Origin of the sequence: Paraburkholderia rhizosphaerae, from assembly GCF_004366595.1 — a bacterium.
Taxonomy (GTDB): Bacteria; Pseudomonadota; Gammaproteobacteria; order Burkholderiales; family Burkholderiaceae; genus Paraburkholderia; species Paraburkholderia rhizosphaerae.
Genome location: NZ_SORE01000003.1, coordinates 90228 through 102194, shown reverse-complemented (window position 1 = coordinate 102194; position 11967 = coordinate 90228). Strand labels below are relative to the sequence as shown.

At 64.4% G+C, this 11967-nt stretch carries 10 protein-coding genes; 7 read left to right on the top strand and 3 right to left on the bottom strand.

The window, feature by feature from the left end:
* Positions 1 to 10 precede the first annotated feature (10 nt).
* Positions 11 to 1099 carry an L-threonylcarbamoyladenylate synthase gene (locus tag BX592_RS04500; protein ID WP_243849314.1) on the top strand — a complete coding sequence of 363 codons (1089 nt, stop codon included), beginning with the start codon at positions 11 to 13 and terminating at the stop codon, positions 1097 to 1099.
* A gap of 99 nt (positions 1100 to 1198) precedes the next feature.
* On the opposite strand, the gene BX592_RS04495 is transcribed toward BX592_RS04500, so the two are convergent.
* Complete coding sequence (locus tag BX592_RS04495; protein WP_134190467.1) at positions 1199 to 2356, bottom strand: SGNH/GDSL hydrolase family protein; 1158 nt, start codon at positions 2354 to 2356, stop codon at positions 1199 to 1201.
* Positions 2357 to 2963: 607 nt separating this feature from the next.
* Positions 2964 to 4697, bottom strand: a complete 1734-nt coding sequence (gene dacB / locus BX592_RS04490) for a D-alanyl-D-alanine carboxypeptidase/D-alanyl-D-alanine endopeptidase (RefSeq protein ID WP_134190466.1) — start codon at positions 4695 to 4697, stop codon at positions 2964 to 2966.
* A gap of 481 nt (positions 4698 to 5178) precedes the next feature.
* Between dacB and BX592_RS04485 the strand changes: the two genes are divergently transcribed.
* From BX592_RS04485 to BX592_RS04460, 6 genes are all read left to right on the top strand, one after another.
* The gene (locus BX592_RS04485) at positions 5179 to 5841 is read left to right on the top strand and encodes a response regulator (RefSeq protein ID WP_134190465.1); all 663 of its coding nucleotides are present in this window, start codon (positions 5179 to 5181) and stop codon (positions 5839 to 5841) included.
* A 4-nt stretch (positions 5842 to 5845) separates the two neighbouring features.
* Positions 5846 to 7147, top strand: a complete 1302-nt coding sequence (locus BX592_RS04480) for an ATP-binding protein (RefSeq protein WP_134190464.1) — start codon at positions 5846 to 5848, stop codon at positions 7145 to 7147.
* A gap of 112 nt (positions 7148 to 7259) precedes the next feature.
* Positions 7260 to 8789 (top strand): DegQ family serine endoprotease, encoded by a 1530-nt coding sequence (locus BX592_RS04475; RefSeq protein WP_134190463.1) that lies wholly within the window; start codon positions 7260 to 7262, stop codon positions 8787 to 8789.
* Between the two features lie 158 nt (positions 8790 to 8947).
* Complete coding sequence (locus BX592_RS04470; protein ID WP_134190462.1) at positions 8948 to 9448, top strand: carboxypeptidase-like regulatory domain-containing protein; 501 nt, start codon at positions 8948 to 8950, stop codon at positions 9446 to 9448.
* A 227-nt stretch (positions 9449 to 9675) separates the two neighbouring features.
* Positions 9676 to 10128 (top strand): DUF427 domain-containing protein, encoded by a 453-nt coding sequence (locus BX592_RS04465; RefSeq protein WP_134190461.1) that lies wholly within the window; start codon positions 9676 to 9678, stop codon positions 10126 to 10128.
* A 32-nt stretch (positions 10129 to 10160) separates the two neighbouring features.
* Entirely contained in the window at positions 10161 to 10895 is a 735-nt protein-coding gene (locus BX592_RS04460) for an SRPBCC family protein (protein WP_134190460.1), read from the top strand.
* A gap of 101 nt (positions 10896 to 10996) precedes the next feature.
* Here BX592_RS04460 and BX592_RS04455 read toward each other — a convergent pair whose 3' ends face one another.
* On the bottom strand, positions 10997 to 11653 hold the full coding sequence (locus BX592_RS04455; RefSeq protein WP_134190459.1) for a TetR family transcriptional regulator: 657 nt from the start codon (positions 11651 to 11653) through the stop codon (positions 10997 to 10999).
* Positions 11654 to 11967: the final 314 nt, after the last annotated feature.

Sequence of the window (11967 nt, the reverse complement as noted above, 5' to 3'; positions counted from 1 at the left end):
GCTTTCCACGATGCCGGATCATCCCAATCAGTCTGGCGGCGCGCCGGACGCGCCAGAGTCTCGCGACGGCGGTCACGCGAGCACGCGCGCGACGATCGATGCTGCGCAGATCGACCATGCAGCGGCGCTGCTCGATGCGGGCGAACTGGTCGCGTTTCCGACCGAGACGGTCTACGGCCTGGGCGGCGATGCGCAAAGCCCGGCAGCGGTCGGCCGCATTTATGCGGCAAAAGGGCGGCCGGCGAATCATCCGGTAATCGTGCATCTCGCGCCGCATGGCGATCCGCGCTATTGGGTCGAGCAATTGCCTGCCGATGCGCAGCGGCTGATCGACGCATTCTGGCCCGGTCCGCTCACGCTCATTCTGAAGCGCGCGGCGCATATTCCGTCCGCGGTCAGCGGTGGGCAGGATTCGGTTGGGCTGAGGTGTCCGTCGCATCCGGTCGCGCAGGCATTGCTCGAGGCATTCAGTGCACGCCGCGGTGGACACGGCGGTGTCGCGGCGCCGTCGGCGAACCGCTTCGGACACGTCAGTCCGACCACCGCGCAGCATGTGCGCGACGAGTTCGGACCGGCCATTCACGTGCTCGATGGCGGGCCGTCGAAGGTCGGCATCGAGTCGACGATTGTCGATCTGTCGCGTGGTTTCCCGGCGCTGCTGCGGCCGGGACACGTGACGCCGCAAGACATCGCCAACGTGCTCGGTGCGATGCCGCGGTTGCCCGATGGTTCCGACGCTTCCGCGCCGCGCGCGTCGGGCACGTTGAAGGCGCACTATGCGCCACGCACGCCGCTCGCGCTGTTGCCCTTCGACGCGCTCGAGCCGCTGCTGGCGGCAGCGCGCGCGGCCGATGAGCGCGTCGCGCTGGTCGCGCGGGCGTCGCGTGCCGGGCAGTGGGCGGACGCTAAAGGCGTGCACTTCGTTGCCGCGCCGGAAGATCCGCATGCTTATGCGCGAGATCTTTACGGGCTGTTGCGCGCGCTCGATCGTGCGAACGTCACGCGCATCCTGATCGAAAAGCTGCCGGATACGATCGAGTGGATTGCAGTGAACGATCGGCTTGGAAGAGCGGCGGCTGCGTTCGAAGCGTCAGAGTAGATTTGTCGGCGGCGGTGCGCGCACGATGCGACGGGATTCGCGATGAAAACGGCCCGATCAGCAGCGGATGCGGATCGGGCCGTTTCGATTGCGGTTCAATTACTTCCCAAGGCCCGTCGCTGCGATCGCCTGCTGGGCTTGCGTCGCGAACAACGCATGCAAATGCGTGGTCGGGTGAATCGTATCGGCGAACATGTAGCTCTGGTCCGCGCCCGCCACCGTGAGCAACTGCGGCGAGCAGAACAGCGACGACGCGAATGCGCTCGGGTCGGCCACGCCGTACTGCGCGGCTGCGGCCTGCATGTCCGCCAGTCTGCAAGCAGTGCCGGTGTTCGACACCGTGAAGCCGTTCGCCTGATAGTTCGCCACTGCGCCGTCGATGAATTTATCGGTCTGCAGGTAGATCACTTTGCTGAGGAGGCCGGTGGCAGCCAGCGTGCCTTGCAGCGACTGATTGAACGCGCCGACCAGCGTCTTGAACAACTGCTGGCCGGACGCACCCGAATTGATGCCGAGCGGTGTCACAGCGATATCCGGCACGTTGGCGACCACGACGTGCGTTGCGCCGGCTGCGAGAATCGGCGCGATCACCTGTTGCACCATTTGTTGCGCAGTGGTCACCAATGTTCCGGCTGCAGCGGTGACCGCCGCGGTAGTCGCCGTGCCAGGATTGGCGCCTTGCGCGACCGCAGCTGCGATGGTCGCCTGCGCCGTTTGCGCCGCAACCAGCACGTCATTCGCACCACCTTCAACGAGCACCAGCTGGCCCGCATTGAAGCTGCCATGGGCGCTCAGATAGTTCTGCACCTGCGTCGCGACCGGCACCGTCGTCGCTTGTGCATACGGCGGCTGTCCCGCCGGCGCATGGCCGATCCCGTTCGCGCCGATCACCAGCGCACCGCCTTGCGCATAACCGAGCCCAGTTGACGCTGCAAGCGGTTGACCAAAGCCGCCGAGAAAAGCCGGCGTCAGTGTGCCGCCGTAGTATTCGGCCACCTTCTGCGTCCAGATCTCGCCCGGGTTCGTCGTGAACCGGCCGCCGCCGAAGTTCGCCAGAATCACCGGCGAATACGTGCCGACATCCGACAGGCTCGTGCCGAACGACACGACCTGCAGATTCACCCCGCCCGCCGGCCCGCTGCTCGAATTGTTGTTGTCCCCGCCGCCGCCGCACGCGGCGACGACCGCGAACGCGACACTCGCGATACCGATCTGCGCGGCGCGCCGCAGGCGTGATGGCTTTGATGCTTGCTTCATGTTGTCTCCGGTCTTCTCTTGTTTGTAGTGGGCATCGCAAGCCCTTTGTCGCAAGCTGCGCGTACGGCTTGCGCGATGCGGCGTTAGCCTGCTGAAACGATTCTGGTTCGCGCGATTGGCTGGTAGAACGGCATCCTGAGCGGTTGCTTGAGCACAAGCACGGCGGTCCTTTGCGTTTTGACTTTCCAGTCTGTGCCGCTGTCATCGACCACTCATGTACGCGCGTATCGTTGCGCGTGATGCGGTAGTCGAGTCATGCGGACAGTTGATGCCTGGACCTATGCAATGCGGATCGCTTCGGCTATCGACACGAGCCGTCTGCCCGGGTGCGATAGCGGGCGCAAGCGCGCCGCCATTGAATAGCATGAGTGAGTGTCTCCCTCCGTGGTTCGCGCCAACGCATGTAGCGGTTGGCGCGATCGTTCTAGTTTGATTGTGTCGCCGGTCCGAAATCGAACGCGAAGTGATCGCGCGATCTGCACCATGATGATCTGCGTGTGCGCGTATTCACTCGCGGTTCACGCGCGTTTCATCGACGCGACAAATGCTGCCCGACAGCGTACACGGTTCACAGCGATGCGCGCGCACGCATCGCTAGAAGGATTCCTCAATGCGCACCGCGCCGATTCGGGTTTTTCCTTAGCTTGCTGCGGGGCTCGGCAGCGGGTTCGGCGAGCGATTCGGTGAGCGCGGCCTGCGGTCCCTGATAGACCCACTCGAGCAGACTGTCGTGCGCCGCGCGCGCGGCCTGCGCGTGCGGGTCGTTGATCAGGCTGACGACCACATAGCTGAAGCCATCCGCCGAAGCGACGTAGCCCGCGATCGCGCGCACATCGCGCAGCGTGCCGGTCTTGATATGCGCATTGCCGTTCACCGGCTCGCGCGTCAGACGGTTACGCATCGTGCCGTCGACGCCGACGATCGGCAGCGAATCGACGAACACTTGCGCGACCGGACTCGCATTGGCCGACTGCAACAACCCGGCAAGCGATAACGCGGTGATCTGTTCGTTGCGCGACAGGCCCGAGCCGTTCTCGAGCGTCAGATACTCGGTCGATAGCGCGCTGTTCTTCAGGAACGACCCGATCGCGCGCGCGGATTTCGCGGGCGTCGCCGGCGGTTTGCTCTCGACCGCGCCTATCGTCAGGAACAGGTTGCGCGCCATCGTGTTGTTGCTGAATTTATTGATGTCGTGAACGATGTCGGAAAGCGGTGGCCCCTGATGCGTTGCGACAAGGCGTGCGCCAACCGGCACCGCGCCTTCACGCGTCGTGCCGCTGAACGTGCCGCCGGTCTGCTTCCATAACGCGAGGAAGCCGCCCGCGAAGAATGCCGAATGGTCGAGGGTCGCGACATTGATCGTGCGGTCGCCGCAGCGCAGCGGGTAGTTGCCGTCGAATGATGCGGTCACGATGCCGCCCGGGTCGGGCGTCACGACCGGCGTGAGCGCGCTCAACTGGCCGCGGCATGGGCCGCCGGTCGCGTGCAGATGGTTGTCGATCTGCAGTTGCGCGAGCGCGGGTAGCACGTCGATCGCAACCGTGCCATCGGGCGACGGCGTCAGCGTGAACGACAGCGACTTGAATGCATACAGCAACGGGTCGGGGCCGACGTTATACGGTGCCTCGGTATCGTCGTCGAACGCGGGCAGGTCGCGCGTCGACGGATCGAAGAAACGCTTGTCGAGCACCAGCGCGCCATCGATGCCGACGATGCCCGCGTTGTGAATCTTCTGCACGAGGTCGATCAGTTCCTCTGGCACGAGTTTCGGGTCGCCAGTGCCCTGCACGTACAGATTGCCGTGCAGCACGCCGTTTGCGTCGACGTTGCCGTCCGCGTACGCGGTCGTGCGCCAGCGATAGTCCGCGCCGAGCATCGACAGGCCCGCGTAGGTGGTGACGAGCTTCATCGTCGACGCGGGCAACATCGGCTTGCCGGCGTTCAGCGCGAGGACCGGCGTGGGGTCGCCGACCTTCTCGACGACCACGCTCACCGACGACAGCGGCACATGTGCGCGCTGCAAGCCGGCCATCACGGCGGCCGGCAACACGGTGGTTACGTTGACCGACGGGTGCTGGGTTTTCTTGCGCGCTTGAGCAGGCGCTGCACAGACCAGTGCTGCCGATGCGCACAGCACCGCGGCGACGCGCGCGGCATGATGCGCGCGCCTGCCGACATTCGCCGGAACGGCGCTCGACGACGCGGTGGCCGACGTGGAGTCCGGGACAACAGAACCGGTGCCAGCCTCGCCACGCAAAAAAAATCGTGCGTACGGAAAAGCGCGAGCGGACAGTTGGCGCAAACACAAACGTGGGAGGGCGGAGGGTGAAGCGGGCGTCATGTACGGATCGGTCGTCGGAAAAGCTTTCGAATTCAGTTCTTGCAGCGGTGGGCAACGCCCACGCGGTGGATTGTCTGCAGCTGATCTTCACAGCGCAAGCGTGAAGTGCGGGAATGAAGCGCAAACGCAACTGCGCGCCCAGGTCCGCGCAAGCGCCCGGACACACGGCCATTCGGACGCGCAAATGAAGACAGAACCGTGAACCCCGTTGCGACGCGCGGCCGAACATCCAGAGCCGTAGTGTGGCCGACGCGCGCGGCGTCGCGCAAACAGCGCAAAACCGCTTGCGACCGCAAGCGGCGGCACCGGATGTGTCCGGTCGGCGCGACTGGCGCAAAAGCGCTCATTGTAGAGACATGCCGCGCCGCTGCGTGAAAAACGCAATGCGAAAGCCAGCGCGAAAGCCAATGGCAAGGCGATGCGGGCGGGCATGCGGAAGCGGGCGCTAGAATGCAGGCATTGATTCCAGCTCACGAACACCATGCGAATACTGCTCGTCGAAGATGACCGGATGATCGCCGAAGGCGTGCGCAAGGCGTTGCGCGGCGAAGGCTTCGCGGTCGATTGGGTGCAGGACGGCGAATCGGCGCTGAGCGCCGCGTGCGGCGAACCCTACGATCTATTGCTGCTCGACCTTGGCTTGCCTAAGCGCGATGGCCTCGACGTGTTGCAGACATTGCGCAAGCGCGGTCTATCGGTGCCGGTGCTGATCGTCACCGCACGCGACGCGGTGGCCGATCGCGTGAAGGGCCTCGACGCGGGCGCCGACGACTATCTCGTGAAGCCGTTCGATCTCGACGAACTGGGTGCGCGGATGCGTGCGCTGATCCGGCGCCAGTCCGGCCGCAGCGATTCGACCATCCGTCATGGGACGCTGACGCTCGACCCGGCGTCGCATCAGGTCACGCTCGACGGCGCGCCGGTCGCACTCTCGGCGCGCGAATTCGCGCTGCTCGCCGCGCTGCTCGCGCGGCCCGGCGCGGTGCTGTCGAAAAGTCAGCTCGAGGAGAAGATGTACGGTTGGGGCGAGGAAATCGGCAGCAACACCGTCGAGGTGTACATCCACGCGCTACGCAAGAAGCTCGGTTCGGACCTGATTCGCAACGTGCGTGGCCTCGGCTACATGATTGCGAAGGAAGCCTGACACGATGCGTTCGATTCGCCGTCAATTGCTGTTCTGGCTGCTTGCCATCGTGTTGCTCGGGGTCGGTATCGCGGGCTGGCTGATTTACCGGCAGGCGCTCGCTGAGGCCAATGAACTGTTCGACTATCAGTTGCAGGAAATCGCGGCCGCACTGCCGGCCGAACCGTTCTCGCAAATCCTCAGCTCCCGCGATACCGGCGACGAAGGGATCGTGCTGCAAATCTGGAATCGCAACGGCGTGCTGATGTACTACTCGCATCCGCGTGCACCGCTCGCGCCACGTGCGGAACTCGGCTTCTCGACCGAACGCACTGAGCGGGGCGACTGGCGCGTGTATGGCGCGATCGTCGGCGACAATGTCGTGCAGCTTGCGCAGCCGCTGTCGGTGCGCAACCGGCTCGCGGCGAACGTCGCACTGCGTACGCTATGGCCGCTTATCGTGCTGCTGCCGCTGCTTGGCGTCGCGGTCTGGGGCGTGGTCGGCCGCGGGCTTGCGCCGTTGCGCCGCGTGACGGGCGCGCTCGACACACGCCACCCTGAAGCGCTGGACCCGTTGCCCGACTCGCGTTTACCGCTTGAAGTGCGGCCGCTCGTGCACGCGCTGAACGCGCTGCTCGAGAGGCTGGCGATCGCGCTCGATACGCAGAAGGCGTTCGTCGCCGATGCGGCGCACGAACTGCGCACGCCGCTCGCTGCAGTGCAGATTCAGGCGCAACTCGTCGCGCGCGCTCACGACGATGCGGCCCGCAGCGAAGCGCTCACGGACTTGCAAGCCGGCGTCACGCGCGCGACGCGTCTTGCCGAACAGTTGCTCGCGCTCGCGCGCGCGGAACCGGACGGCCGGGAGGCCGCGCAGCAGATCGATCTCGATACGCTGCTGCACGACTGCGTCGCGGCTTATGCGCCGCTCGCGGAACGGCGCGGCGTCGATCTCGGTATCGAGGCGAGCGAACCGGCGTTCGTGCGCGGCGACGCGGAAGCGCTGCGCGTGCTTTTCAATAATCTGATCGACAACGCAACCAAATACACACCGGGTGGCGGCCGCGTCGACGTGTGCCTGCACGTGACAGACGGCCATCCGGTCGTCCAGATCGCGGATAGCGGCCCCGGTATTCCGCCTGAAGAGCGCGAGCGCGTGTTCGATCGTTTCTACCGTGTCGGCGCTGGCGCGAATCGCGTGCGTACCGATGTCGCCGGCAGCGGCCTCGGCCTCGCGATTGTGCGGCGCATCGCGCTTCAGCACGATGCGACCGTCACGCTCGGCGAGGCTCGGGCAGGCGGGCTGCTGGTGACCGTGACGTTCTGAAAACCCCGGTTTTTATCGCCGTTTTCCGTAAGAGTCTGTTTAAGATTGTTTTAAGTGACCCCGCGTACTCTGCGACACATCGAGAACCACTCTCCCTGTCTGGAGTACAACGATGAACGCAAAAACTCTGTCCCGCAGTGCGATTGCTGTGGCTGTCGCGGTTGCGGTTTCCGCCGGTTATGTGGCCGGGCGCCACAACGTGCACACGCCGGAAGTGATCCAGCAGGCGCAGGCCGCTACTGCGCTGATGCCGGCGGAAGCGGCTGCGAAAACCGGCATTCCTGATTTCTCCGGTCTCGTCCAGACGTACGGGCCTGCGGTGGTCAACATCAGCGCGAAGCATGTCGTGAAGCACACGGCATTGCGCGGCGGTGGCGGCAACGGCGGCAACCAGCAACTGCCGATCGATCCGAGCGATCCGTTCTACCAGTTCTATCGCCACTTCTTCGGCAATGTGCCGGGCATGCAGGGCGGTCAGGGCGGTGACGACGGCGGAGGCGAAGCGCCCGACACGCCGAGCGCGAGCCTCGGCTCGGGCTTCATCATCAGCAGCGACGGGTACATCCTGACGAACGCGCACGTCGTCGACGGCGCAAACGTGGTTACCGTGAAACTGACTGACAAGCGCGAGTATCACGCGAAGGTCGTCGGCGCGGACAAGCAGTCGGATGTCGCGGTGCTGAAGATCGATGCGAAGGATCTGCCGACCGTGAAGATCGGCGACCCGCGTCAAAGCAAGGTCGGCCAGTGGGTCGTTGCGATCGGCTCGCCGTACGGTTTCGACAACACGGTGACGTCGGGCATCATCAGCGCGAAATCGCGCTCGCTGCCGAACGAGAACTACACGCCGTTCATCCAGACTGACGTGCCGGTGAACCCGGGTAACTCGGGTGGCCCGCTGTTCAACCTCGAGGGCGAGGTGATCGGCATCAACTCGATGATCTACTCGCAGACCGGCGGTTTCCAGGGCCTTTCGTTCGCGATCCCGATCAATGAGGCGATGAAGGTCAAGGACGACCTGGTGAAGACCGGCCACGTGAGCCGCGGACGCCTGGGCGTCGCGGTGCAGGGCTTGAACCAGACGCTTGCCGACTCGTTCGGCATGAAGCAGCCGCAAGGCGCGCTGATCAGTTCGGTCGACAAGAGTGGCCCTGCAGCGAAGGCGGGTCTGGAACCGGGCGATGTGATCACCGCGGTGGACGGTACGCCGATCACCGAGTCGTCGGATCTGCCGTCGATGATCGCCGGGCTGAAGCCTGGCACCACCGCCAACGTGACCGTCTGGCGCGACAAGGCGTCGAAGGACATCAAGGTGACGATCGGCGCGCTGTCGGACACGAAGGTTGCGTCCAACGACGAGTCGAAGCCGCAGGTGCAAGGGCGCCTGGGCGTCGCGGTGCGGCCGCTGACGCCGCAGGAAAAAGACAGCGCGTCGGTGTCGCACGGTCTGCTCGTGCAACAGGCGGGCGGCGCGGCGGCGAGCGCGGGCATCCAGGCCGGCGACGTGATCCTCGCGGTGAACGGCCGCCCGGTGTCGAGCGTCGACCAGCTGAAGCAGGCCGTGTCGCAAGCGGGTGACAGCATCGCGCTGCTGATCGAGCGCGACAACGCGCAGATCTTCGTACCGGTCGACCTCGGCTGATCGTACGAAAGGCCTGACCGGCGGCACGCGTGCGGCGACCCGCCGCGCGCCGCAGCCTGCCGGTCAGCCATGCAGGAGGCGCGGCTGTCGGGTACGCCGCTTGCTGCTCCGGTTGGATGTCCATGGTTCGGGGGTTCCCCGAAAAAGGAGCTAACCAAATGGAGAAATTTCAGCGCCACTTTTCACGCCGTCTGGCTGCAGTTGTTGCTGCCACGGCCCTTTCAGCCGGTCTTGCTTCAGGCGCCTTCGCGCAGAACGCAAACGCCGTCACCGGCGGCACAACCAATGACAATACCAGCGCGGGCAATGTGAATGGCGGAGGTCTGCCGCAAATTCAACAGCAAGGCGCGGTCTCATTCACGTCGGGCGGAGTAGGCCTTGACGAATCGCATGCGCTGCGCGCCGCGGAACATGACTGGCCGCTATCGCTGCGCTTCACCGGGCCCAGTTCCGAATATCTCGCTGACGTCCATGTGAAGATCTCGGACGCGCATGGCGGCGACGTACTCGATACCACATCGCGCGGCCCATATATGCTCGTTAAATTGCCGCCGGGCCGCTACACCGTGCAGGCGTCGTATAAAGACCACGCACAGACGAGGACCGTCACCGTGCCGGCTAACGGCACGACGAAGGCGGCGTTCTCCTGGCAGACGTAACGCGCCGGCAACCTGCGTGTGAGGCGAACGGCGCGCGACACCCGGTCAGGTTGTTGCAAGCGTGCGGGAACGCGCGCACTTCACGACGGTTTGATCGATAATGAAGCCACGGACTTCCGGTCCGTGGCTTTTTTGTCTTTGCAAGCACGTTTGAAAGGTCAGCGGCCTTGCTGCAACTGCACAAGCGCTGGTCCGCGCAACATCAGATTCGTTCCGGAGCAGGTGAGATGAGCGGTGTTCCGACTGACGGCGGCGGGAGCCGCGGTGCCTCGCACGAGCCAAGCGCCGCGCGCCATGATGCGGCCCGCGCGGACGCGGCGGATGGCCGGCAGGCCACACCTCATGTCAGCATTTCGCGTAATCAGCACCGCGTGCGCGTCATCCATCAAGGCGTCACCGTGGCCGACACCCAGTCCGCGCTGACGCTCGCCGAAACCGGCTTGCCCGACGTCTTCTATTTCCCGCGCGCCGACGTCAACATGGCGCGCCTCGAACGTTCGACCCACTCGTCCCGATGTCCGCACAAAGGTGATGCATCGTATTTTCATCTGCGCACTGAGGACGGAATCGTCGAAAACGCCGCATGGAGTTATGAGGCCCCGATCGACGGAGCCGTGCAAATCAAGGGATATCTGGCGTTTTACGCGTCGCGCGTCGACCGCATCGATCAGACTTCCTGATCCCGCGGTTGCGAGCACATCGGGAGGCGGCCATGGAACTGACCAACGCGTTGAGAATTCCGCTTGCACAGTCTGAAGTCTGGGACGCGATGCAGGATCTCGCGTTGTTGCGCGCAAGCCTCGACAACTGCGAGTCGTTTACGCGGCTCGCGGGCGGCGAGTATGCATTGACGCTGACCGTGCCGCTCGGGCCATTGCGTGCGCATTACGAGGTGCGCGCTCATGTGGCGAGCGATAACGGCACCGCCGCCGACCAGCCGCATCGCACATTGAACTTCAAGGCACGCGCGGGCGGGGTCGGTTCGCTGCGTGGTCAGATCGACGTCGCGTTGCGCGCGGACGAAGAGGCGCCGCGCGATCGGCCGAGCACACGCATCGACTACGCGGTGTGGGCCACATCAACCGGGCCGCTTGCCGAATTGCCGGCGCGCCAGATCGAGAATGCGCTGCACGAGCTGGCCGACGATTTTTTCACCGAGTTCTGCGCGGTCGTGCAGGCCAAGCACGGGCAGGGGCCGAACCAGTCGCGTGGTACGCCGGCGCGACGCCAGCACGTGTTTCTGCGGCCGATCAGTCTCGCCGGCGTCGCGCGCCGTGCGCGGCACGACCATGACAGCGCGCTGACGGGCCGCGCGATGCATTCGACGTTCGGCGCGCGTGCGCATCATGAACACCCGCCGCATGTGGTCCCGCATTGGGCGTGGGCCGCGATGATTTTCTTCGTCGCGCTGCTGTTGTACGTCGCGCGCTGGTTCGGCGCCAGCTAGGCGCGTATTGCGCGACACGCTTCGGGCTCCATTCGGCGGCGATGGTCGCACGGCTGCCGTGCGACCATCACGCGACCATCAGACGGGCACAACGGGATCCATTACGCCGCCGGCTCTTCGCCTGCCCCGATGCGCAACGACGGGCCGAAGCGCAGCGCATCGACCACCGCCTCGACCATCTCGCGCGCGTACTTGCCGTAGTCGACCGAGCACGGCAGAAACAACATGTCGCGCAACGCGCCGCTCACGAACGAATGCAGGATCGACGCCGCCCGCGTCGTATTCAGATCAGCCGGTAGTTGTCCCTTCGATACCGCATTGCGCAGTCCGCCCTGGATGTTCGCGAGTCCTTCGCGCATGTCGTTCTGATGGCGCGCCATCACCGGGCCCATCTCTTCGACGAACTCACACTTCAGAAACAGGATATCGAACACGCGTCGCTGGCGTGAATCGACCGCGGTATTGCGCAGTACGACCGTGAGAATGTCGATCAGCTTGCCGAGCGGATCCAGTTCCTGCGGATCGAGCGACGCCGCTTTCAGTTCGTCGAGCGGCATCAGCACGCGGTCGAACATCGCGGTGAAGAGATCGCCTTTGTTGTCGAAGTGCCAGTAAATCGCGCCGCGTGTGACGCCGGCGGCTTGTGCGATATCAGAAAGCGAAGTGCGAGAAACCCCTTTCTCGAAGAACACTTTTTCCGCTGCATCCAGAATGCGGCTTCGCGTTTCCAGTGCCTCTTCTTTGGTTCGTCGGACCATATCTTCAGACTACCTGTGTTGCTGGATATCCCTGAGGTTTTTAAGCGAGACTGATAAGGATTGTCTCGTGTAGTCGTTCTCATGGGAGTTGATGTTCCATGGATGCACGCGAACCGTGCGCGGATAATCTTTTACGTGCATTCGTGAACGTATCTATAATAGCACCCTAAACGATCGGATGACCCAGCTCACCCGACCGGTTAAGATCCGTCACTGTTGCTTTCAAACATCTTTACGCCGCCCTTCCGAAGGGTGCGCGGTGCGGCATTTTCCCCGGTTTGGCGCGATTCGAAAGAGCGGTGCTCCCGCTGCAA

Bases quoted from the DNA above. Each gene is read 5' to 3' on its own strand.
- BX592_RS04480 (WP_134190464.1), top strand. From the start codon at position 5,846: ATGCGTTCGATTCGCCGTCAATTGCTGTTCTGGCTGCTTGCCATCGTG.
- BX592_RS04495 (WP_134190467.1), bottom strand. From the start codon at position 2,356: ATGAAGCAAGCATCAAAGCCATCACGCCTGCGGCGCGCCGCGCAGATC.
- BX592_RS04500 (WP_243849314.1), top strand. From the start codon at position 11: ATGCCGGATCATCCCAATCAGTCTGGCGGCGCGCCGGACGCGCCAGAG.
- BX592_RS04460 (WP_134190460.1), top strand. From the start codon at position 10,161: ATGGAACTGACCAACGCGTTGAGAATTCCGCTTGCACAGTCTGAAGTC.
- BX592_RS04475 (WP_134190463.1), top strand. From the start codon at position 7,260: ATGAACGCAAAAACTCTGTCCCGCAGTGCGATTGCTGTGGCTGTCGCG.
- dacB (WP_134190466.1), bottom strand. From the start codon at position 4,697: ATGACGCCCGCTTCACCCTCCGCCCTCCCACGTTTGTGTTTGCGCCAA.
- BX592_RS04470 (WP_134190462.1), top strand. From the start codon at position 8,948: ATGGAGAAATTTCAGCGCCACTTTTCACGCCGTCTGGCTGCAGTTGTT.
- BX592_RS04485 (WP_134190465.1), top strand. From the start codon at position 5,179: ATGCGAATACTGCTCGTCGAAGATGACCGGATGATCGCCGAAGGCGTG.
- BX592_RS04455 (WP_134190459.1), bottom strand. From the start codon at position 11,653: ATGGTCCGACGAACCAAAGAAGAGGCACTGGAAACGCGAAGCCGCATT.
- BX592_RS04465 (WP_134190461.1), top strand. From the start codon at position 9,676: ATGAGCGGTGTTCCGACTGACGGCGGCGGGAGCCGCGGTGCCTCGCAC.